Raw genomic sequence first — 22,312 nt, 5'->3', positions numbered from 1 at the left:
CAGACTTAAAATCCACTGTATAATAAACCTATATTAAAGATGAATGGAGGTCATATTATGACAACAGCAACCAAAACCATGCCGAAAGAAATCTATCGTTATATCGAGCATGAAATTATGAATTATCCTCGAATGATAGAACGAATCAAGGAATTAACACAATATTTAAAATGCGAAAAAAATCCGCAATCCCCACCCTACAATGCATTTCATCTGGATATCAGAATCGAGAGGCTTTCAACCATAGTTCAATCTATCGAGACCGTCATCCGTAACCTGAACTCACTAGGCGAACCCTATCAAGAATTCATCAAGCTACGATATTGGCGCACAAACTCTAACGCAACAATGGAAGGCATTGCACAAAAAATCCACGTGAGTCGCCGCACTGCATACAACATGCAAAATCGAATTATTCAGATGGTAGCGAGCGAATTGGGTGAGTGGAATTAAGTTTATGAAAAAAATTTTTAAATAGCAAATTAGCCAAGTACAGTTACTTTATATCAAAATTGAGAATACAGCTATTTCATTTATGCGATTATAACAAATTCACCCATATTATCCTTGGAAATAGTATAGGTTTAACATAGATTAAAGTTGTATATTCCACCAATTAACAGTATGATAAGTATAGTTCTATTTGCTATATACATATTGTTGATTAGGGAGTAGTTCAAAAAAAGAATGATGGGAGAGAATGTAATGAATTTTAGAAAAAGAATTTTACCATTTTTATTGATTGTAGGTTTGGTATTTGCGGGAGTATTAGGGGTTTCATCAACTGAGGCTTTTGCAATGGCGTCAAAAGGAGCTTCAAAAATTGCTTTTCACACCGATGCTAATAACTACTCAAAAACTGCAACAACTATCGATGTTATTGGTAAAAACCCGTTTGATGCTGTTGTAGTTGAATTATACAAAAAAGGAGATCCTAAATTTTACAAACGTATAGATGTGTATAAAGCTGGTACTTACAAAGTCTCATTTTCATTAAAAGGGCTTAAAGCTGGACAATATGATGTTCATGTAAATTCAGACTGGTCGTACCTTGCATTTCATGCAGAACTAACACATTATTTAAATGTGCAGAGATAGTCCATAAAGTTCTTTATCTAAAAATACAGATCAAAAATCCTATTTCAGATTTTTGATCTGTATTTTTGTGTTTGTCATAAAGACTTTTATTATAATATTTACTAATTTTAGCAAATAACTACTCTTACTTAATCATTTAATTTAGATTGGGCTGCAGCTGCTGCAGTCTTATTATTAATTGGCTGATCCACTTTTGATGAATCTTTACCAGCTTCTGCTCTTGCTTTTTTCAAATCATAGTAAGCTTCAAATATTTCCTCAGAAATTTTCATATTAACCTTAGGGTCTGTACTTCCGTTATCCCTATATCCCCAAGGAACTACAACTGCAATAGATATTTCTGGCTTCTCAACTGGAGCATACCCAACAAATGTTGTATTCCATACTTTTGCCATTGCATTATCTTTTTTAGGTCCATCATAAAATGCTTGTGCTGTACCTGTTTTACCCGCAACTTCAACGGGAACATCTTTAAAATATTTATTACCTGTACCATTTCCGCCATGAGTAACTTCATAAAACCCCTTTTGCACCTCTTTAATCGCTGAATCAGGGGCACCGATTTGATTTAAAATTTTGGGTTCAATTTCTGTTGCTACCTTCCCAACAGTATCTCCATTAGTACTTGGATCACGGATTTCTTTTAGCATTGTCGGCTCAACTCTAGAACCACCATTTGCAATTGTTGCTCCATACTGCGCTAATTGTAAAGGAGTGTAGGAATCATACTGACCAATGGAAAAATCGAGAATTTTACCCATTGTCTTATCATCTCCTTTAAAACCAATTTGCTCCCCTGGAAGGTCAATACCAGTTTTAACACCTAAACCAAACTGATTATAATAGTATCTCATTTTGTCGAAAGTTTCTGCCGAGGCACGTAATGGTCCATTATATACATATTTTGCTCCTGCCATTTTCATCGATGTTTGATACATATAAGAGTTGGATGAAATCTCTAAAGCTCCGACTGGGTCAAGCGATAATGAGCGTTCCCCATTACGGTTAAACCAAGAGCTCTTCTTGTCGGTACCTTTAAATTTAATAGGTTGATCTACAAAAACTGTATTCTCAGAGATAGCCCCATCCATTATTCCACCTAATACGGTCGCACCTTTTACAGCAGAACCCATATTGTAAGCTGAGGTAAAGTTGCCAAGCGAATAATCTTCATACTCACCCTTATCATTAATCAGTTGTCCAGCTAATGCTAGGACTTGTCCGGTATAAGGATCCATCGCTACCGCAAACGCTCGGTCAAACAAATCGGAACTTCCCGCAGCTTTACCAATCCTCATATTCTTCTTCAATATCTCCTCAATCTTCTTCTGGAACTCAACATCCACAGACAAGACCAAATCCTTACCTTTGGAGCCTTCATACTTCTCAACCGTCTCAATGATATTCCCATTACTATCCAGAACACTATTAGACTTTGATTTCTGACCTGCTAACACAGATTCGTACTGCGCTTCTAAATAACTCCGACCAACGCGGTCATTTCGGCTATAGCCTTGTGCTAAGTAATAATCCACTTTATCACTCGGAATACCTTGTTTCTCCGTCGACACGCTACCTAATATCGAACGCAATGTTTCATCATACGTATAAAAACGATTCCAGTCTGTCGTCGTATCTACACCAGGCAAACTTTCCAAATTCTCGCTTACCCTCGCGATTTCCTCATCTGTCACGCCTTTACTCTTAATCGCTACTTGAGATAGCGCATAGCCGGCTGTCATCTTCTTGTAAATTGTTGCGATACGTTTATCATCTTCGGTCAAACTATCCAAATCAGCTTGCGTCACGCCTGCAATCTGCTTTTTATACACTTTCCCACCATCTAAATTACGATCGGCTTTGCTAAGTCGCGCTAGTGATTCTTTCTCATGTATCAAAATCCAATAATCTTGCAAATCACGCTCGGTCAACTTCTCCGGCGTAATCGCGACTAATTTATCCAATTTCTTCGCAACCGCAATCATCTCTGTTGCCTGTGTTTTCTGACTACGTGCATATGTGATTGATTTTACTGCTGAATTACCTACTAATAAGTTATAGTTCCGGTCATAAATAACACCACGTGGCACGTTCTTCGTCACACTAACGTCATCCGTTTCTTCCAATTGTCGCTTATACGTTTCTCCTTGAACAATTTGAACCACACCAAGGCGCAAAATCAGAGCTGAGAATAATATAAAAATAACGAAAAATAGGATGTTCAAGCGTAGCGGAATTACTTGCCTTTTCTTCTTCGGTTTGTCAGTCTTTTTAATAAATCTATTTTTCACTTGTCACAATCCTTCCTTTTTCAGCACTCATCTAACTCTATTGTAGCTGAATTTTGGCGAGATTACCACTAGAGTTTGATTAGAAAATCATTAAGAAAAGTTAAAGGCCTCTTTAAAGTCTTCATACGCTCTGATTACACAAAAAAACCGCATGCATTTTCACGCACACGGCTCTCATTTTTAATTATTTAGCTGCGTCAAAATTTTCGCCAGCTTTATTCCAATCGACTACGTTCCAGAAAGTTTTGATATATTCTGGACGAACATTTTGGAATTTCAAATAGTAAGCGTGCTCCCAAACATCAAGACCGATAACTGGTGTGTAGCCATCTGTTAACGGTGAATCTTGGTTTGGAGTAGAAATGATAGACAATTTGCCATCTTTCACTACTAACCACGCCCAACCAGAACCGAAACGTGCAACGCCTGAATCAGCGAATTTCGTTTTGAATTCCTCGAAACTTCCGAATGTAGCATTGATTGCGTCTGCTAAAGCACCAGAGGGCTCGCCGCCACCTTGAGGGCTAAGGATTGTCCAGAAGAATTTATGGTTGGCATGTCCGCCACCATTATTACGAACAGCAGTACGAATGTTTTCAGGAACACTATTTAAATCAGCAACCAAGTCCTCGATAGATTTAGCAGCTAAATCGTCATGTCCTTTTAATGCATCATTTAGTTTCGTTACGTACGTTTGATGATGTTTTGAATAGTGAATCTCCATTGTTTCTTTATCAAAATTCGGCTCCAAAGCATCGTATGTGTAAGCTAATTTAGGTAATTCATATGTCATAATAAAAACTCCTCCTTGATTATCTTTATTCGAAAAAGCAAGCACTTCCAAATGAGATACTTAGTCCACTTTTCCCTACAACTACAAGGTTATCACTACGAGGCGACCGTTGCAATTTTAATGCTTAACTGAAAAGCTGAGCCTGATGCTTATCATGATTTTATCCCTAGTTATCAATTGCTACTCGGTAGGATTCTTTTAATACGAAATGAAGCAACATCATTCGCATTCCCATATGGTATTTCTTCTCTATAGACAAGGAGTTAGGGTCATCAGTAAAAGCTTTCATTTCAGTTGGAGTTATTCCTGCATATATTGCGAGCGTTTCAATGCTCAAATCGAAATAATATATTAATCCCTCTATAACCCCTGCTAACTTATCATCATCACTCGTTGCATCAAGTGACCCTACCAAAAAAGGTAATACATATTCTGCATGATTCGTTTGGTCCGTGTAGTTAGACATATAATCTTCATCCAAAGTGTTTGGATCCAAGCCTAGTAATTTGGAAATGGACTTCTCGTTAAGTTTATACTTATCCTTTAACATGATGACTCCTGTTTGAATGGTTCCATCGAACATTATACGCATCTCCTTTTTTAATCATTTGATTTTACCATAAACTAATGATACCATCAATGTGAATAAAACAACAAAGAAAAGAGGACACAAAATGAACAGAACAAGGAAAATGTCTCAATACTTAGTAGGTTTATTCTTAATCACCGGAGCTTTATTCCTTGTATCACCTAGTGATACATATGCAGAAATCACACCAGAAGAAGCCGCCGCAGCGTTTGAAGGGGTAAATTTGGGGCAATCTATAGCCACTATGAATATAATGGCGGAACCAAATTTACAAAGCCCCGAAAGAGCAGCACGTAGCCCTAAATTAGTCGGACAATTAAAACTTTGGGTTACGTTTAAGCCTAACTACATTAATTGGCGGACAATTATGTATGTATCTGCAAATTCATTTAAGGGAACAATACGCATAACCAACACAAGCTCGGGATTATTACACGGTAACATTCCTGTTAAAAAGTTTGCTGGTCATATATCACAGCCGTTGCTGAGAAATACTTTTCAAGCTCGATTAACAGGTACTGCATACTATGGTGGTGCCCCCGTTGGAAAAGCATTTGGTTCTGGAATTATTATGTGGCGAATTAAATAAAAAGATGGAAGCTGAAACATATGTTGATTAAAATTCATCGTTTCAGCTTCCATCTTTTTATTGTTGCAACATTAGAACTCCATGATTTTATTCATAGCGCTTGTCTTAGCCTTATATAGGAACGAGAGGATAGGATGAAAAACACTTCTAACTTGCACCAACAGTGATAATTTCACTAGTTTACAATTTCGTATTTTATTTCTTTTAAAATTAAGGTACGCCATATGCAACACAGAAGTTACCACTGTCTAAAGTCCATGCGCAGCACTTTAAGCCACTCTACCTATCCTTGCAATCCTTCCAGTTTCAAGCTATTATAAAGAAAGCTATTCCCAACTGAGATTTACATTCCTACTATTATATAAATAAACCAAGAATGAGGTGCATCACAACAAATGAATATTTTCAAACGTTTTGTAAAAAGTATCTACTCTCCTGAGGATATCGCGACTTTTCGAGCGGATAAAATATGGAAATCGATTCTGTACATAATTCTTATTTCGATTCTGATTTTTTTACCAATCGGCTTCCATACGGCCAATGCTGCCAATGATGCGTTAAAAGTTGGCGCGGATACGATCAAAAATGACATTCCTGATTTTACGGTTGAGGATGGAAAACTCGTTTCTGACGCAGATAAACCAATAACTATCGATCAAGGCAGTGTCTTTTTCTACTTTGACTCGACTAACAGCTTAACAACAGACCAAATCGACAATCAAATCGGTTCTGCTGACAGCGCGATTGCTTTCTTAGCGGACAAAATTTACATTAAAGCGCCTGGCGTAGAACAATCTGTAAGTTATGCAACTGCTGGAATCAAATCCAAAAATGACCTCGTAAGCTTTTATCAATCCATGGAAGATTTGTCAAAATACTTCATTCCAATTTTACTTGGCATCATTTTAATTGCGATGATTCTGATTTCATTCTTCAAAGTTGCGCTATATGCTCTATTCGGATTTATTATGAATGGCTTCGGTCGTATGGGCATCAGTTATTTCAACAACTGGAATATTGCAGCGTACAGTATGACGCTTGCAGCAGTGTTCACGATGGTGATGTACTGGCTCCAAATAACGGTTCCATATCTATCGACTATCAATATGGCAGTAAGTTTCTTTATTATTTTCTTAGTCATTCGGCAAATTCCACCGACAGACATGAAGCAACCTATAAAATAAGTTGTAAAAACTCCCAAGTCCTCCTCGAACCAAGGTGATTTTGGGAGTTTTCATTTGGGTAACAGCCCTATTCTCACTAAATTCTAATAAACAATATGGATGATTTTTCACACGAATAATGGTATGATTGGTAATGCATTAATAATAACAAATCCTGCAAATCGGGATTATAAGGAGCGAATCGCTTTGACAGAAAGAACACATAGATCAAATACCCGTCCTGTAAAGGTTGGTAATTTGACCATAGGCGGAAGTAATGAATTATTTATTCAAAGTATGGCCACAACAAAAACGCACGATGTAGAGGCAACTGTTGCTGAAATTCATCGTCTAGAAGAAGCTGGGTGCCAAATCGTTCGTGTCGCCGTCCCTGATGAGCGTGCAGCAGATGCCCTTGCTGAAATAAAAAGAAAGATTTCAATTCCACTCGTAGCCGATATTCATTTCGATTATCGCCTAGCTTTAAAAGCAATCGATGCTGGTGTTGACAAAATTCGTATTAATCCAGGTAACATCGGTCGTCGCGATCGTGTTGTTAAAGTCGTAAACGCGGCTAAGGCAAAAGGAATTCCGATTCGTATCGGGGTTAATGCTGGTAGCTTGGAGAAGAAATTCATCGAGAAGTATGGCTACCCTACCGCGGAAGGTATGGTCGAAAGTGCGCTAGATCATATCAAAATTCTAGAAGACCTCGATTTCCATGATATCATCGTGTCGCTAAAAGCATCCGATGTGAACTTGGCAATCGAAGCCTACGATTTAGCATCAAAAGCATTCAGTTACCCACTACATTTAGGAATAACTGAATCAGGAACACAGTTTGCTGGTGGTATCAAAAGCGCCGCCGGACTTGGTGCAATTCTCAGCAAAGGTATTGGAAATACGCTTCGTGTCTCCCTTTCTGCCGATCCTGTAGAGGAAATTAAAGTTGCCCGTGAAGTATTAAAGTCGTTCGGCCTATCATCCAATGCTGCAACACTTATCTCCTGTCCAACTTGCGGTCGTATCGAAATCGATCTTATCAGTATAGCTAATGAAGTGGAAGAATACATCTCCACCATCAAAGCTCCAATTAAAGTTGCAGTACTCGGCTGTGCTGTAAACGGCCCAGGCGAAGCTCGTGAAGCCGATATTGGAATCGCTGGTGCTCGTGGCGAAGGACTCCTTTTCCGTCATGGTAAAATTGTTCGCAAAGTACCCGAAGAAACAATGGTGGAGGAATTGAAGAAAGAAATCGATATCCTAGCCGAAGAATATTTCGCTAAAAAAGCAGCAGAGGAAGCAGAAGCTGCAAAATAAGCTTAAAAACGTCGATACGCATTTTTGCACATCGACGTTTTTAATTATGTTAAGCTCCTTTTTTCTTAGATTTTAATTTTTTAAAAATGAAATATTTCAACGTCCACGATGCTGCTACTAGCAGAACAAGGCATGCTAATTGCAATTCAAACGTGAATTTTATCCAAATCTTAAATGTTATTAAAACAACGACAATAATAAATCCTGCCAAAAAGCCATCCTCTTTTTTCATAGTAATTCCTCCTTGTATATGCGGTACTTTGTTATGTAACTTTATCCGCAAATAAGGAATTGAAACATGGGCTCTCATCGCTCATTTGCTTTCACTGCTAATCTTTGTTACCATAGTTAAGGTCAAGGGGCGATTCGTTATTTCGTTCCTATTAGTTTGCTAGATTCTACACAAAAACTTATCTAGCAATGAAAGTGAGGAATTATGGGAACAAAAAAAGAAACTTCGCACAAAATTACAAATGTATTTTGGATTACACTGGCTATCACGTTAGTCTTCGTTACGATTGGTATCTTGACACCAAAGGGACTTGCTAGCGTAACAGCGAACATTCAAAACTTTATTACGACAACATTTGGTTGGTATTACTTGATTTTTGTTTCAGTAATCGTAATCTTCTGCTTCTATTTGATCATTAGCCCGATTGGTTCGATTAAACTTGGAAAAGCTGGGGAAAAACCGAAATATTCAACTATTTCTTGGTTCGGCATGTTATTCAGCGCTGGAATGGGTGTTGGGCTTGTGTTTTGGGGGGCAACAGAGCCACTATCTCATTACGCGATTTCGAGTCCTGAAGCTGACCCTGGAACAAATCAAGCTTTAATGGATGCTTTTCGCTTCTCCTTTTTTCACTGGGGAATTCATGCTTGGGCGATTTATGCCTTTGTTGGATTGACGCTGGCTTATTTCCAATTTAGACAGGATAAGCCAGGTTTAATTAGTGCGACTCTTGATCCGCTCCTTGGGCGTTTTATGAAACCTGGTGTCCGTGTGACAATTGATGTTATTGCTGTATTCGCGACGATTGTCGGTGTAGCAACGACACTTGGCTTTGGTGCTACACAAATTAATGGTGGACTCTCCTTCTTATTCGACATTCCTGTTAGCTTTAAGATACAGATTGTTATTATTGCGATCGTAACAGTTCTGTTCTTAACTTCTGCCATGAGTGGACTTGGTCGCGGGATGAAATGGCTTAGTAATACGAACATGGTTTTAGCCGTTCTACTAATGATTATTGTTATTATCGTTGGTCCAACATTGCTAACACTAAATATGATGACAGATGCCACTGGTGCTTATATGCAAAATTTTATCGGCATGAGTTTCCGAACTTCTCCGGTGGACGCAGCTGGTCGTGAATGGATTAATAGCTGGACAATTTTTTACTGGGCTTGGTTTATTTCTTGGTCACCGTTCGTTGGTATTTTCATCGCAAGGGTCTCAAAGGGGCGCCGAATTCGTGAATTTTTAGCTGGTGTTATTTTGTTACCTACGTTGCTTAGTGTGGTCTGGTTCTCCGTTTTTGGAACAGCATCTACCTCCGTTCAGCGCGCTGGATTTGATTTAACCCAACTAAAAACCGAAGAAGTCTTGTTTGGTACGTTCAATCATATGCCACTTGGCTCATTACTTTCTGTTATTGCTATTTTCTTGATTGGCGTGTTCTTCATTACATCCGCTGATTCAGCCACTTATGTGTTAGGCATGCAAACGATGAATGGCGTAATGAATCCTGCTAACCGTGTCAAATTTATATGGGGCATCATCCAGTCGCTAATCGCTTCTATTCTCCTTTTCAGTGGTGGTTTAGAGGGCTTACAAAATATGCTCATCATCGTCGCTTTGCCGTTTTCGTTTATCATGCTCTTGATGATGATTTCGCTTTTCATCGCCTTACGAAAAGAACGACGCGATTTGGGACTTTACATCAAACCAAAATCCTTGCGTAAGCCAAATTTATAGAGGTATGATGGATGTGAAGGAGTGAAATAAGATGAACGATTTAAACTATGTTGTGCTTGATTTTGAGACCGCCAACGGATCACGAACAAGTCCTTGCTCCATTGGGATGGTCAAATATTTGAACGGCAACAAGCATTCTGAATACTATCAATTAATCGATCCTGAGGAGGATTTTTACGCTTCTAATATTCGTGTTCATGGTATTCATCCAGAAGACGTTTGGGACTCCCCGAATTGGCTGGAAGTCTATCCGAGTATTATTAATTTCATCGGTGATTTGCCCGTTGCTGCTCATTTTGCGACGTTTGATATTAATGTATTCCGCGCGACAACAACGAAATATGGTTTGCCATTGCCCGCGAATCTGTATTTCTGCTCTTGCATATTATCTCAAAAAATATTGCCGCTACGTTCGCATAAGTTAAACCTTGTTGCAGATTACTTCGGCATGCGCTTTGAACATCATCATGCTTTAGAAGATTCCGAAGTAGCCGCTGATATCGTGCGCGAATTGGCAAACATCCAGCAAGTAAATACGATTGCTGAATTAGTGGATTCGATTGGTTATCAGTTTGGACAAGTAAATGGCTCTAATTTTGTAACAAAGAAAAAAACGCGTTCCCGTTGATGGGGCGCGTTTTTTTACGATTTTCCAATGCCAGTGAGTCGCTTTGTGTTTCCTTTCTTCACGCATTGATTTTTACCAATAAGACTATTGGCTAGCCTACTTTGGCTAAACAATCTGGACATTTGCCATACACTTCGAACTTATGTCCTTCTACTTGATAACCTGGCAATGCTTCTTCCAAGAAATCCATCGGGCACATCCGAATTTCACGCGTTTTTCCACATTCCATACAAATAAAATGATGATGGTGTTCCTCATGAGCACATGATAATCGAAAATGCTTTTCACTAGAAAGTTCGGTTTCCTCAAACAATTCTAATTCGACAAATAGGGATAGATTCCTGTAGATTGTATCAAAACTAATTCCCGGAAAATCTTCTTTCATACTCTCTAAAACTTCTTTTGCCGTCATATAACGATTTTTCCGAGCAAAAAGATTGATTAGAAATTCGCGCTTATCCGTGTGTTTATAACCTTTTCGTTTCATCAATTGCAAAGCTTCGTTAGCTGTTAGAGACATTCGAATCACTTCTTTCGGCTATCGCCAGTTTTTGTTTCACTTTTTGAACACTAATCGTTAAGACTAAAATAAAGACAGAAATAATAACAATCGAACCACCTGGTGCAAGGTCGAGGTAAAAGGCGCTCACAAGGCCACCTATCACTGATATTTCGCCAAACAGAATCGCATAAGCAATCGTTTGTTTAAAGCCTTTAGCGATACGTATAGCCGCTGCCACAGGTAATGTCATCAATGACGATACGAGCAGAATACCAACAATGCGCATACTAGATGCAATGACAAGCGCTACTAATAGCATGAAAATCACATCTACTATTTTCGCGGGAATTCCAGATGCATTCGCATATTCTTCATCAAACGACAACAAAAATAGTTCTTTATAGAGAAAAAATACAGTTAGCAATACCACAAAAGCGATTGCCAAAATTGTCCACATATCCGACCTACTGACCGCGCTAACACTACCAAATAAATAGCTGAACAAGTCCGTATTAAAGCCATTAGCAAGCGAGATGAAAATAACACTGAACCCCATTCCCGCCGACATAATAATCGGAATTGCTAGTTCTTGAAATTGCTTGTAGACATTGCGCAGTTTTTCCATAAGTAAAGAGCCACCAACCGCAAAACCAAAGCCTAGATAAAGCGGGTTCAGCGCTACAAGAGGCATATACATTTTACTTAAGTATAAGCTCACCGCAATCCCTGCCAAACTAACATGACTGAGTGCATCAGCCATCAAAGAAAGGCGTCTCACAACGATAAAACTACCTAATAATGGCGCTACAATACCGATAACGATACCGACAATAAACGTATTTCTAATAAAATCATATTCAAACAGGTTCGCAATCACAATGTGTCACCCCCATCCTGCTCACTTCAAGGGCTTCTAACTCCCGTTCCTCTAAGTAAATCTGGTAATCCACAGCCGTCCCATCAAACAGCACCTTCGTATTCAGACTAACAATATGATCCACATACGAATTCACTGCCAAAATATCATGTGTCACAAGCAACATCGTAATCGCCTCTTTCGCGTTCAGTTCCTTCAATAACTCATAAAAAGACGTCACGTTCTGTGCATCAATCCCCACAGTCGGCTCATCCAGAATCAGTACCTCTGGCTTACTTACAAGCGCTCGTGCAATAAAAACACGTTGCTGTTGTCCACCAGAAAGCTCCCCAATATTCCGCCCAGCAAACCGCCTCATATCAACAATATCAAGCGCCTCATAGACTGCTTCAAAATCCCGACGATTCAACCGCCGAAACATTCCTTTTTTCTTCACCAAACCGCTAGAAACGACCTCCTTTACCGTGGCTGGAAATGCACCGTTAAAAGCGTTTGATTTTTGCGAGACGAAACCAATTTTTGACCAATCTTTAAATTCAGCATGCGGCTTACCAAACAAGGTAATTTCACCTCGCTGTATTTTCAAAAGCCCCAAAATTAATTTCAACAGCGTCGATTTCCCTGAACCATTAGGCCCAATAATTCCTGTGAAACTGCCTTTTTTGATTGTTAAGTTAATTCTTTGGAGTACTTCTTCTTTATCATAATGGTAGAAAACATTCGCTACCTTTAAAATTTCATCCATACAGCGGAAAAACTCCTTCTATGCTTAAAAATCATTACCTAACCTAGTATACATAAAAAAAGCAGTCGTGTAAATCGTAATGACTCTTATTTATCATTTATCAGATGATTAATAGATAGCTATAGAGGGAAAACAACCATATGGAGGTGTCTGAAATGAAATTAGTCTGGATGTACTTGTGCTTTATTTTGATGGTCGGCATGAATGCACTGGCCAATATTTTACCGCTAAACGGGATAACAACAGGAGAAATATCGAATCGGCTCGATGTTTTATTTACACCAGCAGGCTACGTTTTTATTATTTGGGGCGTTATTTATGTAGGCTTATTCCTATGGCTCATTGCATTGACATTTAACCGAAAGAATGTGACGAGAGCACTAGCATTTCTGTTCTCCATCACATCTTTATTAAATGGATTATGGATTGTATCTTGGCATTACGGCTATTTCTTAGGCTCCGTTATTATAATGTTGTTGCTGTTAATCGGGCTTATTGCATTGTATAACACACAGAAAAACGTAACAAAATCACTTGTTTGGCGGGCTCCAATCAGTCTCTACCTTGGTTGGGTCAGCGTAGCAACGATTGCAAACATTTGCTATTATCTCACTTGGAAAGAAGTTACCAGCTTATTAGGGCTAAATGCTACAGTTTGGACAGTCACATTGCTGATAATAGCCACCTTGATTGGCTATGCATTTCGTATTCGTGAAAACGACTGGATTGCGCCGCTTGTCTTTGTCTGGGCATTTGTTGGGATATACGTTCGCGTGATGGGCTGGAATACCGTTGTTTCTTATACAGCTTTAATACTAGCTATCGTCTTATTCTTTGCAAATTTCATTCCCGTTCGTCAAAAGACATGATCCATCTAAAAAAACTGAGCAAAGTATCACAATTCCTTTTTCGAGTAGGATGTAAATTTTGCTTGACGCAAAGCGAGCGCTTGTCGCCGATTTATTTGGGTAATGACCATCCAGGCCTTTTACTGGATTTCTTTACGCATCTGGATTTGTGTCGCTACTTTCTTGAATTCTTTATTCAATAAAATTGGAAGATAATCGCTCGTTGTGATTTCATTAAATACAGCGCATGAAATATTCCCATAAGTCTCATAGAATGCCTGGAGGACGCTAAGAATCTGAGTTGGTGCATGATTCAGACGTACTTGCAAAAGAATCAAGTTATCATCAGAAAGACTGTATACGATATACCCTAGCTGCTCTTGATCTTGCCAAATAGTCGCAATTTTATGATGCGTTGTTATTCTATTTTGCCACGGTAAATCTTCATTTTCTAAGGCTACATATTCATCCGTATTGCTCACTTCTTCTAACCGAAAACACACGACCCCATAATTCTGCAAATTCCCAGTAAGGTAAATAAGCTCATTAATCGGCTTATAACCTAGCTTCTCATAGAGCTGTAGCGCTGGCACATTTTCTGAAATAACCTCCAAACGCGACTCTTTCACGCCCTGCTCTTGATACCTCACAAATAACCGCTCTAAAAGTTGGCGGGATATTCCTTTCTTTCTAAATCTCGGTATAACAGCAAGGCCACCAATCCATGCCATTCTCCCTGTTTTGAAATCTCGTATTCCAGTCAATATAACAGCTGCAGCCTCGCCATCAACTTTTGCGATGAGTGATTCCTGCGCTGATTGCTGTAATTTTTCCATTCGTGCTACGAAACTCGCTTCGGTCATAGCGGCTGGCACGAGATAATCGGAAAATGCCTCATTCCAAAGCGCTACCTGCTGCCTTAACGATATGCTTTCCAATTGATATATTTCCAAATTAATCGCTCCCTTATAGAAAAAGAAACAGCGCTTGAATCAGCAACTGTCTCCCATCTCATACTATTTCGAAAAAACTTCCGTCAAAATTGGCACCACTTGCTTTTTACGCGACACAACACCAGCTAGTGGGGCTACATTTGCTGTAAAAGCAATGCCATATGCCGCTTCCACTTTATCTATTTTACTTCCCAAAGCAATGCCTACTGAGTCGTTCGTCAAAATATTTGTGATGACGAATAAGTATAAATCAAGATCTTTATCTGCAATACGCTTGCTCATTTCCGCTTCCACTTCTACTTTTCGAACCAAAATATCTTTTTCATCTACCACATTGATTTGCGCGATTTCGACTTTTGAACCGCCCATTTCAAATTCTTTTGCATCAAGTAGAAGCTCAGGAATTGTTTTAGTAGAAACATCTGCACCTGCTTTTAACATTTCCAAGCCGTACTCAGCTGTTTCAATCCCTGCAATTGCTGCTAATTTCTCTGCGATTTCTTTATCCTCCGTTGTACAAGTTGGTGATTGGTACAATAGCGTGTCAGAAATAATCGCTGAGAGCATCAAGCCCGCCGTCGTTTTCGAAATTTCAATGCCTTTTTCTTGGAACATTTTAAACAGAATTGTCGCTGTGCAACCAACTGGCTCTGCACGGTAATACAACGGATCTGCCGTCTCAAAATTAGCGATGCGATGATGATCAATGACTTCTACAACAGTAACATCATCAATATCAGTCACACTTTGTTGTTTTTCATTGTGATCAACTAAACTAACCGTTGATACTTCATTCGCAACTGTTTCAACAAAGCGTGGCGCTTTTGCTTTAAAATAATCCAATACAAAGGCCGTCTCGCTATTGATTTCACCAAGTCGAACTGCTTCGATATCTTGACCTTGTGCTTTCTTTAATTCTGCGTATGCAAGTGCAGAACAAATCGTGTCTGTATCTGGGTTTTTATGTCCAAAAACAAGTGATTTAGTCATTTTTTTATCTCCTTTATTGACGCTTTACTCAGCCGCCATGATTTTCGTTAATAAATCTGGGTCAAATGTTTGACTACGCAACATGGCAATTTCATGCTTATACGGTGGCTTTTTATTTTTCTTATCTTCACCAACATACGGCGTTTCCAAGATTTTAGAAATATCCTCTAGCTGCGGATGATGCACAATATAGTTCAGTGCATCAAACCCAATATGTCCAAAACCGATGTTCGCATGGCGATCTTTATGTGCACCCCGCTCATTCTTGCTATCATTGATGTGTAGCACTTTCAAACGATCCAAGCCAATAATTTTATCAAACTGGTTCAGAACACCATCAAAATCATTCACAATATCATAACCTGCATCATGCACATGACATGTATCAAACGTCACCGACAGCAACTCGTTATGCGTAACCCCATCCATAATTGCCGCGATTTCTTCAAAAGTTCTACCGATTTCTGTGCCTTTTCCAGCCATAGTTTCTAGCGCAACTTGCACATTTTGATCTGGTTTCAGCGATTCATTTAAACCTTTGATAATTTGCTTAATGCCCACTTCTGCGCCCTCACCAACGTGCGCACCGGGATGAAGCACAATTTGTTTCGCTCCCAACGCCGCCGTACGTTCCACCTCAGATTGCAAAAAAGTTACACCGATTTCAAACGTTTCTGGTTTCACAGCATTTCCAATATTAATAATGTACGGGGCATGCACTACAATATCCGTGATATCATGCTCTTTCATATGTGCAAGTCCTGCTTCGATATTCAAGTCTTCAATCGGTTTGCGACGCGTGTTTTGTGGCGCTCCTGTATAAATCATGAATGTATTCGATTCATAAGATGCTGCTTCCTGACTTGCAGCTAACATCATACTTTTGCCACTCATCGAAACATGTGAGCCTAATCTTAACATTTATTTACCTCCCACGTTTTTTCATTTTTCTCTCGCGACGTTTAATTTCATTCATTTTGTAATTCAGTTTCTTTTTATAGTTTGGTTTGCCTTTTTCTTTTGCTTTTTTACGCATACCTATTTCGCGCGGATCTGCAGCTTCGCGTTTTGCTTCCCGTTTTTTACGGCGATTACGATCATCTGCTTCGATAAACTCACCATTTTTAAGATCTACATGTTGAAACTCGATGTTCATTTTTTCAAGTTGATTTAGTGCATCCTCATCCGACGGTTCATAAATTGTCAGCGCCACACCAGAATGTCCCGCGCGACCTGTACGACCTGTTCTATGAATGTAGAAATCAAGGTCACTTGGCAACTCGTAGTTAATAATATGGCTAATCCCTTGAATATCAATGCCACGCGCTGCTAAATCAGTCGCTACAACGTATTGGTATTCCAAGCTTTCTAGTTGCTTCATCGTCCTCTTACGTTCACGAGATTCGACGCCACCATGAATTTTCGCCACTTTTAAGCCTCGCTCGGTCAAGCCTTTTGCCACTTCATCCGCCATTGCTTTCGTATTTGTGAAAACAACCGCTAAATATGGTTGGTAAGCTACGAGCGCATTTTTCAGAACATCAATTTTCTCCTTGCTACGACGCGCAATCAATTGATGCGTTACGTCCGTATTCGCAACGGCTTGGGGTTGAATATGCTCATAACGCGGGTTCTCCATATATTTTTTCAAGAAAGGTTTTAGTTTTTGCGGAATTGTTGCTGAGAAAACAAGCATTTGCAGACTCTCAGGCATTTTACTCGCGATTTGGTCGACATCCATCAAGAATCCCATATCAAGCGTCATATCGGCCTCATCGACCACAAAAACCTGCGTTGTATGGACAAGCAGCGCCGTTTCACGAATTAAATCATTGATTCGACCAGGTGTTCCGACAACAATATGAGGTTGTTGCTTCTTCAAGCGATCGATGGTTCTTTGCTTATCCGTTCCACCAATAACGAGTAACGAACGAATTTCATCATCACTATATTTGGTAATTTTCTTAATCTCGTTATGGATTTGTGTAGCAAGCTCGCGACTAGGTGCAGTAATAACAGCTTGCACGCTATCTTTATTCGCTTTAATTTTATGGATGATTGGTAGCAAGAAAGTATGCGTCTTCCCAGTTCCCGTCTGAGATTGCCCCACAACGCTTTCACCCTTCATAATTGCCGGAATTAACTTCTGTTGTACTTCTGTTGGCTCATAAAAACCTAATTTATCAATGGCAAGCTGAATAAAAGGTTGAAAATGAAATTGATCAAACCTTGTTTTTTTGTTCATTTTTTCACTCCGTTCTGTTCCTAACCGTTAGTATATCATATAAAACTATCTCTAGTCACTAGAAAAATTGGATTATGATTCCTTCATGATTGATCTATAGAAAACTTCACCTTGTGGAGTCGCATGGTATAATTTATTATTTGCAAATCTGATAGGTCCCCTCTTCACATATCCATGCAACTCTAGCCAATAGATTGTTCGCATGAGCGTGTTCTTATTCAAACTTTTCGAGTTTTCAAGGAATTCTCTGTGCTGTAATTTTAAGATCGTAAAACTCTCTTCGTACATGATTAGATGCAATGTTTCCTTTATGACTTCTGGGCTGGGATCAAGCATTTTGCAATGCACGCTCCTTTGTTGTATTTTTATAAATGAATGAAAATTTTTCGAATATATAGCATATTACAATGGTTCTGTATCTCAATGCAACTCTATTGCTTCACAATTTTAAAATTCAGCCAGTTGAAACCATACTGAATCTGGCTTATAATAGAAAAGTAGTTGGTGTTCCTGTTGTTCTGCCCAGCTATTGCTACACCTTGAGAAATATAGGAGGTTTAACATTGGAAATTATTAAGATTGCCCCTCGTGGTTACTGTTATGGCGTGGTGGATGCAATGGTGATTGCGCGTAATGCTTCGCTTGATCCAAATCTACCTCGCCCAATTCATATACTTGGCATGATTGTTCATAATCAACATGTCACAGAAGCATTTGAAGATGTTGGTATCGTCACACTAGATGGGCCAAATCGAGAAGCGATTTTAGACCAAATCGATAGTGGTACTGTCATTTTTACAGCACACGGTGTTTCGCCGGCCGTAAAGGAACGTGCGAAAGAAAAAGGCCTCACAACACTTGATGCAACGTGTCCGGATGTGACACGAACGTACGATTTAATTTTAGAAAAGAAGCACGAAGGTTTTCACGTTATTTATATTGGTAAAAAAGGCCACCCAGAGCCAGAAGGTGCCGTTGGTGTAGCGCCCGATATCGTGCACCTCGTTGAAACGATGGAAGATATTGATGCTCTGGCACTCACAGATGAGAAGATTTTTGTTACGAATCAAACAACAATGAGTCAGTGGGATGTGATGGACTTGATGGATTATATCCAGTCTGTTTATCCACAATCCGAACAACATCAAGAGATTTGTATGGCAACTCAAGTTCGTCAAGAAGCAGTTGCTACACAAGCGAAGGGTGCGGATGTTACTATTGTTGTCGGCGATCCTAGAAGTAACAACAGCAATCGTTTGGCGCAAGTATCCGAAGAAAAAGCCGGAGTTCCAGCACATAGAATCGCCAACATTGAAGAGCTGAATCTAGATTGGATTAAAGACGCAAAGAAGGTGGCTGTAACGGCTGGTGCAAGCACGCCAACTCAAATTATTCGAGAAGTACTTGTGTTCTTGGATTCCTATGACCCGGATGATGCAACCACATGGGAACGTAAGCATGATGTTGACCCAGTCAGCATTTTACCACGTGCCCGTAAGAAAAATATCGAAAAACAACGCGCTGCCCGTTTGGAACACCTAAAAAATGGCGGTAAGTAACCTAAAAAATTAGAGCGCAGCGATGTGCTCTAATTTTTTATTTAATAGAATGTAAAAGGGTTCGTATTTCTTTCTGATACAATCAGGTCAACTTCATAGCCATGCAACTGACTGGCCTCTTCAAATTGCTTCAAAAGGCTTGCTTTCATGACCTTCTCGATATAATGTCCAGCATCAATCGTTGGCAAATCAATCGCTAATAAATCGTGCCCCGTATGATAATAAATATCCCCAGTAATATACACATCTGCTCCTGCACGCTTCACATCATGAATAAACTTGTTACCGTCCCCACCTATAATTCCAACTTTACGCACAGGGCGATCTAAATCGCCAATAACACGCACATTATCAACGGAAATTTTTTCCTTAACAAAACCAATAAACGCTGTTAAATCAATGGTTTTGGGTAAATTTCCGATTCGACCAAGTCCCATTTCTGTTGCCACATTCTCAATCGGATAAATATCTATCGCTGGAACCTCATAAGGATGTGATAGCTTCACCGCCTTCACGATTTGATCCATTTTTGAACGTGGAAAAATCGCTTCAATTCTTATTTCCCGCACCGTTTCCAAATCTCCTGGATTGCCTATTGTCGGGTTTGCCTCAGCGTTAGGTAAGAAATGCCCAGTACCTTCCACCGAAAAAGTACATTCCGAATAACGATCAGAAAATTGTCCAGCCCCATTGTTTACCAATGCCAATCGAATCGATTCTTCCGCAAAATCAGGTGTGTAAACTACGATTTTACTATATTTTTCTGTGTATGTAGGCACAATAATTTCTGTATCCACCAAGCCTAGCAACTCACTGATCACATCGTTCACACCACCGTCCGCAATATCCAGATTCGTGTGTGCCGCATAAACGATAATATCATGCTTAATCAATTTTTTTACAATTCTGCCTTGAGGTGTTGCAAAATCTATCTTTTTAAGTGGTCTAAATAAAAGCGGATGATGCGCGATAATCATGTCGACACCCTTCTCAATCGCTTCGTCCACAACGTTTTCCAGTACATCAAGCGTGAACATAATTTTACGAACTTTACGGGCCAGATCACCAATTTGCAGCCCGATTGGATCACCTTCCATCGCGTATTTCTTCGGCGCAATTCCTTCTAAAACAGCAACGTACTCATAACCATTTGCTACTTTCATCGTAACACATCCTCAATTGTTCGTATTTTAGCGTCCAATTCTACTAATTTTGCTTTATTTTTTGCATTCCCCGCATCAATTTTAGCCCGAATTCCTTTCCAATTGCTCAACTCATGCTCCCATTTCGCCTGAAAAACTAACGACTTCTCTCGCATCAAAAATGGACCTAGCAAACGCTCCCCATCCGAATAAGGCACTGCTTCCTCGCTCGGCTCCAAAACCAATATCTCATATATCTTATTATCTTCACGCAAAATCGCTTCCGCCACAAGAGCCCATTGATTGATTTCTGCCCATTCGCGCAATTGATGTGCCGCAATATTCGGCTGCAAAATCAAGCGTTTAACGCCTACTAATCTTGCAGAGCCTGCTTCCAAAATCGAGCGGATTAGCGCTCCGCCCATACCAGCAATAACTATAACATCTATCGCATCTTCCAACTCGATAACCGCTAAACCATCGCCTTTACGAACAGCTATTTCTTTTGTTAATTCCAGACTTTCCACTTGCTTCGTCGCTGATTGAAGAGGTCCTTCCACTACTTCTCCTGCAATTGCAAACTCAACTTGTCCTTTTTGAACTGCGTAACACGGCAAATAAGCATGATCACTACCGATATCCGCAATTTTTGATCCTGTTGGAATATAAGATACTACCTTTTCTAATCGTTTTGACAATTGTTGTTCATTCAAAAAAATCATCCTTCTTTGTAAAAAAGAGAGCGCGCTTGTTACGCACTCTCCTCTGAAATTTTTATTCTAAGAAATCTTTTAGTTGCTTACTACGACTTGGGTGTCTGAGTTTCCGAAGTGCTTTCGCTTCAATCTGACGGATACGTTCGCGCGTCACACCGAATACACGGCCAACTTCTTCAAGCGTACGCGTACGGCCATCGTCTAAACCAAAACGCAAGCGTAGTACATTTTCTTCACGGTCTGTTAACGTGTCCAATACGTCCTCTAGTTGCTCTTTCAGCAATTCATATGCCGCATGATCCGATGGTGAAGTTGCTTCCTGGTCCTCAATGAAATCACCAAGGTGCGAATCATCTTCTTCACCAATTGGTGTTTCAAGTGACACAGGTTCTTGCGCGATTTTCAAAATTTCACGAACTTTTTCTGTTGGTAAATCCATCTCCTCACCGATTTCCTCCGGTGACGGATCACGTCCTAAATCTTGCAGTAAAGAACGTTGCACACGGATTAATTTGTTAATCGTTTCGACCATGTGAACTGGGATACGAATCGTACGCGCTTGATCGGCAATGGCACGTGTAATCGCTTGACGAATCCACCATGTTGCATACGTACTGAATTTGAATCCTTTGTTAAAGTCGAACTTCTCAACAGCTTTCATTAACCCCATGTTACCTTCTTGAATCAAATCAAGAAACAACATACCACGACCAACGTAGCGCTTTGCAATGCTGACAACAAGACGTAAGTTAGCTTCTGCCAATCGTCCTTTTGCTTCTACATCCCCTTGTTCGATACGTTTAGCCAAAGCAATTTCTTCGTCTGCAGAAAGTAGATTTACACGGCCTATTTCTTTCAAATACATCCGAACTGGATCATTGATTTTTACGCCTGGAGGAACACTTAAATCGTTTAAATCAATTTCTTCTGTCTCTTCCTTGATTAACTCTGCTTCGTTCGGATCATCGTCTTCGTCATCGTCATCCGAAACCTCAATTGTTAATACTGAAAGCAATTCTAAAAATTCATCCATTTGATCGCTATCTAAAGTAAATGGCGCAAGTTTGGCAGCGATCTCAGCATACGTCAAAGACCCCTTCTTCTTGCCATCTTCAATTAATAATTCTTTTGCTTTATCTAAGTTTAAATCTTCTGGTTTTGTTTCTTGCGGTTTTTTAGCCATAGTCTGCCACGTCCTCCTTCCAAAATAACCGTCAATGATATACCTTACCTCATTGCCCAGTTTCTAAACACCATGCATGCCACTGCACTTTGGCGCCTGTATC

Annotated in this window: 24 protein-coding genes; 9 read left to right on the top strand and 15 right to left on the bottom strand. The window is 39.7% G+C overall.

Translation table 11 applies throughout. The features are described 5' to 3' along the window. Positions 1-57 precede the first annotated feature (57 nt). A complete protein-coding gene (locus tag R8925_RS02380; RefSeq protein WP_430534315.1) occupies positions 58-453 on the top strand; it encodes a hypothetical protein in 396 nt (131 codons plus the stop codon). Between the two features lie 252 nt (positions 454-705). After that, on the top strand, positions 706-1,098 hold the full coding sequence (locus R8925_RS02375; protein WP_430534314.1) for a hypothetical protein: 393 nt from the start codon (positions 706-708) through the stop codon (positions 1,096-1,098). A gap of 128 nt (positions 1,099-1,226) precedes the next feature. On the opposite strand, the gene R8925_RS02370 is transcribed toward R8925_RS02375, so the two are convergent. The 3 genes from R8925_RS02370 to R8925_RS02360 all read right to left on the bottom strand — a co-directional run bounded on the left by R8925_RS02370 (position 1,227) and on the right by R8925_RS02360 (position 4,765). Further along, entirely contained in the window at positions 1,227-3,389 is a 2,163-nt protein-coding gene (locus R8925_RS02370; RefSeq protein ID WP_430534313.1) for a peptidoglycan D,D-transpeptidase FtsI family protein, read from the bottom strand. 184 nt (positions 3,390-3,573) lie between these two features. Beyond that, on the bottom strand, positions 3,574-4,182 hold the full coding sequence (locus R8925_RS02365) for a superoxide dismutase (RefSeq protein WP_430534312.1): 609 nt from the start codon (positions 4,180-4,182) through the stop codon (positions 3,574-3,576). A 166-nt stretch (positions 4,183-4,348) separates the two neighbouring features. Continuing rightward, positions 4,349-4,765 carry an HTH domain-containing protein gene (locus R8925_RS02360; protein WP_430534311.1) on the bottom strand — a complete coding sequence of 139 codons (417 nt, stop codon included), beginning with the start codon at positions 4,763-4,765 and terminating at the stop codon, positions 4,349-4,351. A gap of 91 nt (positions 4,766-4,856) precedes the next feature. Here R8925_RS02360 and R8925_RS02355 point away from each other — a divergent pair, with 91 nt between their 5' ends. The 3 genes from R8925_RS02355 to ispG all read left to right on the top strand — a co-directional run bounded on the left by R8925_RS02355 (position 4,857) and on the right by ispG (position 7,843). Next, positions 4,857-5,360 (top strand): hypothetical protein, encoded by a 504-nt coding sequence (locus R8925_RS02355; RefSeq protein ID WP_430534310.1) that lies wholly within the window; start codon positions 4,857-4,859, stop codon positions 5,358-5,360. A gap of 395 nt (positions 5,361-5,755) precedes the next feature. Then, positions 5,756-6,544 carry a DUF1189 domain-containing protein gene (locus R8925_RS02350; RefSeq protein WP_430534309.1) on the top strand — a complete coding sequence of 263 codons (789 nt, stop codon included), beginning with the start codon at positions 5,756-5,758 and terminating at the stop codon, positions 6,542-6,544. 186 nt (positions 6,545-6,730) lie between these two features. Then, entirely contained in the window at positions 6,731-7,843 is a 1,113-nt protein-coding gene (gene ispG, locus R8925_RS02345; RefSeq protein ID WP_430534308.1) for a flavodoxin-dependent (E)-4-hydroxy-3-methylbut-2-enyl-diphosphate synthase, read from the top strand. A 49-nt stretch (positions 7,844-7,892) separates the two neighbouring features. On the opposite strand, the gene R8925_RS02340 is transcribed toward ispG, so the two are convergent. Next, positions 7,893-8,075, bottom strand: coding sequence for a hypothetical protein (locus tag R8925_RS02340; protein WP_430534307.1), 183 nt, complete (start codon positions 8,073-8,075; stop codon positions 7,893-7,895). Positions 8,076-8,279: 204 nt separating this feature from the next. On the opposite strand from R8925_RS02340, the gene R8925_RS02335 reads away from it, so the two are divergent. Together R8925_RS02335 and R8925_RS02330 are read left to right on the top strand one after the other, a co-directional pair. Then, positions 8,280-9,821, top strand: coding sequence for a glycine betaine uptake BCCT transporter (locus tag R8925_RS02335; RefSeq protein ID WP_430534306.1), 1,542 nt, complete (start codon positions 8,280-8,282; stop codon positions 9,819-9,821). Between the two features lie 31 nt (positions 9,822-9,852). Beyond that, positions 9,853-10,449: a 3'-5' exonuclease gene (locus tag R8925_RS02330; protein WP_430534305.1), complete on the top strand. Its 597-nt coding sequence runs from the start codon at positions 9,853-9,855 to the stop codon at positions 10,447-10,449. Positions 10,450-10,540: 91 nt separating this feature from the next. On the opposite strand, the gene R8925_RS02325 is transcribed toward R8925_RS02330, so the two are convergent. The 3 genes from R8925_RS02325 to R8925_RS02315 are packed head-to-tail and all read right to left on the bottom strand — an operon-like array spanning position 10,541 to position 12,573. Continuing rightward, complete coding sequence (locus tag R8925_RS02325) at positions 10,541-10,969, bottom strand: Fur family transcriptional regulator (protein WP_036069135.1); 429 nt, start codon at positions 10,967-10,969, stop codon at positions 10,541-10,543. Continuing rightward, positions 10,953-11,828, bottom strand: coding sequence for a metal ABC transporter permease (locus R8925_RS02320; RefSeq protein WP_430534304.1), 876 nt, complete (start codon positions 11,826-11,828; stop codon positions 10,953-10,955). The genes R8925_RS02325 and R8925_RS02320 overlap by 17 nt, the downstream gene beginning before the upstream one ends. Then, entirely contained in the window at positions 11,809-12,573 is a 765-nt protein-coding gene (locus R8925_RS02315) for a metal ABC transporter ATP-binding protein (RefSeq protein ID WP_430534303.1), read from the bottom strand. The genes R8925_RS02320 and R8925_RS02315 overlap by 20 nt, the downstream gene beginning before the upstream one ends. Positions 12,574-12,728: 155 nt before the next feature. On the opposite strand from R8925_RS02315, the gene R8925_RS02310 reads away from it, so the two are divergent. Beyond that, positions 12,729-13,442, top strand: a complete 714-nt coding sequence (locus R8925_RS02310) for a tryptophan-rich sensory protein (RefSeq protein WP_430534302.1) — start codon at positions 12,729-12,731, stop codon at positions 13,440-13,442. Between the two features lie 119 nt (positions 13,443-13,561). On the opposite strand, the gene R8925_RS02305 is transcribed toward R8925_RS02310, so the two are convergent. The 5 genes from R8925_RS02305 to R8925_RS02285 all read right to left on the bottom strand — a co-directional run bounded on the left by R8925_RS02305 (position 13,562) and on the right by R8925_RS02285 (position 17,945). After that, the gene (locus R8925_RS02305) at positions 13,562-14,374 is read right to left on the bottom strand and encodes a GNAT family N-acetyltransferase (protein ID WP_430534301.1); all 813 of its coding nucleotides are present in this window, start codon (positions 14,372-14,374) and stop codon (positions 13,562-13,564) included. Positions 14,375-14,437: 63 nt separating this feature from the next. Then, positions 14,438-15,364: a manganese-dependent inorganic pyrophosphatase gene (locus R8925_RS02300; protein ID WP_430534300.1), complete on the bottom strand. Its 927-nt coding sequence runs from the start codon at positions 15,362-15,364 to the stop codon at positions 14,438-14,440. Positions 15,365-15,388: 24 nt separating this feature from the next. After that, positions 15,389-16,285, bottom strand: coding sequence for a deoxyribonuclease IV (locus R8925_RS02295; protein WP_430534299.1), 897 nt, complete (start codon positions 16,283-16,285; stop codon positions 15,389-15,391). A gap of 4 nt (positions 16,286-16,289) precedes the next feature. After that, positions 16,290-17,609 carry a DEAD/DEAH box helicase gene (locus R8925_RS02290; protein ID WP_430534298.1) on the bottom strand — a complete coding sequence of 440 codons (1,320 nt, stop codon included), beginning with the start codon at positions 17,607-17,609 and terminating at the stop codon, positions 16,290-16,292. Between the two features lie 72 nt (positions 17,610-17,681). Then, a complete protein-coding gene (locus R8925_RS02285; protein ID WP_430539392.1) occupies positions 17,682-17,945 on the bottom strand; it encodes a DUF3116 family protein in 264 nt (87 codons plus the stop codon). Between the two features lie 227 nt (positions 17,946-18,172). Between R8925_RS02285 and R8925_RS02280 the strand changes: the two genes are divergently transcribed. After that, positions 18,173-19,168 carry a 4-hydroxy-3-methylbut-2-enyl diphosphate reductase gene (locus R8925_RS02280; RefSeq protein WP_430534297.1) on the top strand — a complete coding sequence of 332 codons (996 nt, stop codon included), beginning with the start codon at positions 18,173-18,175 and terminating at the stop codon, positions 19,166-19,168. A gap of 41 nt (positions 19,169-19,209) precedes the next feature. Here the strand turns inward: R8925_RS02280 and R8925_RS02275 are convergent, their stop codons facing one another. The 3 genes from R8925_RS02275 to rpoD form a co-directional block, all read right to left on the bottom strand. After that, positions 19,210-20,331, bottom strand: coding sequence for a Nif3-like dinuclear metal center hexameric protein (locus tag R8925_RS02275; RefSeq protein ID WP_430534296.1), 1,122 nt, complete (start codon positions 20,329-20,331; stop codon positions 19,210-19,212). Next, positions 20,328-21,023 carry a tRNA (adenine(22)-N(1))-methyltransferase gene (locus R8925_RS02270; protein ID WP_430534295.1) on the bottom strand — a complete coding sequence of 232 codons (696 nt, stop codon included), beginning with the start codon at positions 21,021-21,023 and terminating at the stop codon, positions 20,328-20,330. The genes R8925_RS02275 and R8925_RS02270 overlap by 4 nt, the downstream gene beginning before the upstream one ends. Before the next feature lie 61 nt (positions 21,024-21,084). Next, positions 21,085-22,209 (bottom strand): RNA polymerase sigma factor RpoD, encoded by a 1,125-nt coding sequence (gene rpoD / locus R8925_RS02265; protein ID WP_430534294.1) that lies wholly within the window; start codon positions 22,207-22,209, stop codon positions 21,085-21,087. Between the last annotated feature and the right edge of the window lie 103 nt (positions 22,210-22,312).

Source organism: Listeria rocourtiae subsp. hofi (assembly GCF_963575615.1).
GTDB classification, from domain to species: Bacteria; Bacillota; Bacilli; order Lactobacillales; family Listeriaceae; genus Listeria_A; species Listeria_A hofi.
The sequence above is the reverse complement of the archived record's forward strand: the minus strand, read 5'-3'. Positions and strand labels throughout refer to the sequence as shown.

Bases quoted from the DNA above. Each gene is read 5' to 3' on its own strand.
- R8925_RS02380 (WP_430534315.1), top strand. From the start codon at position 58: ATGACAACAGCAACCAAAACCATGCCGAAAGAAATCTATCGTTATATC.
- R8925_RS02375 (WP_430534314.1), top strand. From the start codon at position 706: ATGAATTTTAGAAAAAGAATTTTACCATTTTTATTGATTGTAGGTTTG.
- R8925_RS02365 (WP_430534312.1), bottom strand. From the start codon at position 4,182: ATGACATATGAATTACCTAAATTAGCTTACACATACGATGCTTTGGAG.
- R8925_RS02360 (WP_430534311.1), bottom strand. From the start codon at position 4,765: ATGTTCGATGGAACCATTCAAACAGGAGTCATCATGTTAAAGGATAAG.
- R8925_RS02355 (WP_430534310.1), top strand. From the start codon at position 4,857: ATGAACAGAACAAGGAAAATGTCTCAATACTTAGTAGGTTTATTCTTA.
- R8925_RS02350 (WP_430534309.1), top strand. From the start codon at position 5,756: ATGAATATTTTCAAACGTTTTGTAAAAAGTATCTACTCTCCTGAGGAT.
- R8925_RS02340 (WP_430534307.1), bottom strand. From the start codon at position 8,075: ATGAAAAAAGAGGATGGCTTTTTGGCAGGATTTATTATTGTCGTTGTT.
- R8925_RS02335 (WP_430534306.1), top strand. From the start codon at position 8,280: ATGGGAACAAAAAAAGAAACTTCGCACAAAATTACAAATGTATTTTGG.
- R8925_RS02330 (WP_430534305.1), top strand. From the start codon at position 9,853: ATGAACGATTTAAACTATGTTGTGCTTGATTTTGAGACCGCCAACGGA.
- R8925_RS02325 (WP_036069135.1), bottom strand. From the start codon at position 10,969: ATGTCTCTAACAGCTAACGAAGCTTTGCAATTGATGAAACGAAAAGGT.
- R8925_RS02315 (WP_430534303.1), bottom strand. From the start codon at position 12,573: ATGGATGAAATTTTAAAGGTAGCGAATGTTTTCTACCATTATGATAAA.
- R8925_RS02310 (WP_430534302.1), top strand. From the start codon at position 12,729: ATGAAATTAGTCTGGATGTACTTGTGCTTTATTTTGATGGTCGGCATG.
- R8925_RS02300 (WP_430534300.1), bottom strand. From the start codon at position 15,364: ATGACTAAATCACTTGTTTTTGGACATAAAAACCCAGATACAGACACG.
- R8925_RS02295 (WP_430534299.1), bottom strand. From the start codon at position 16,285: ATGTTAAGATTAGGCTCACATGTTTCGATGAGTGGCAAAAGTATGATG.
- R8925_RS02290 (WP_430534298.1), bottom strand. From the start codon at position 17,609: ATGAACAAAAAAACAAGGTTTGATCAATTTCATTTTCAACCTTTTATT.
- R8925_RS02285 (WP_430539392.1), bottom strand. From the start codon at position 17,945: ATGCTTGATCCCAGCCCAGAAGTCATAAAGGAAACATTGCATCTAATC.
- R8925_RS02275 (WP_430534296.1), bottom strand. From the start codon at position 20,331: ATGAAAGTAGCAAATGGTTATGAGTACGTTGCTGTTTTAGAAGGAATT.
- rpoD (WP_430534294.1), bottom strand. From the start codon at position 22,209: ATGGCTAAAAAACCGCAAGAAACAAAACCAGAAGATTTAAACTTAGAT.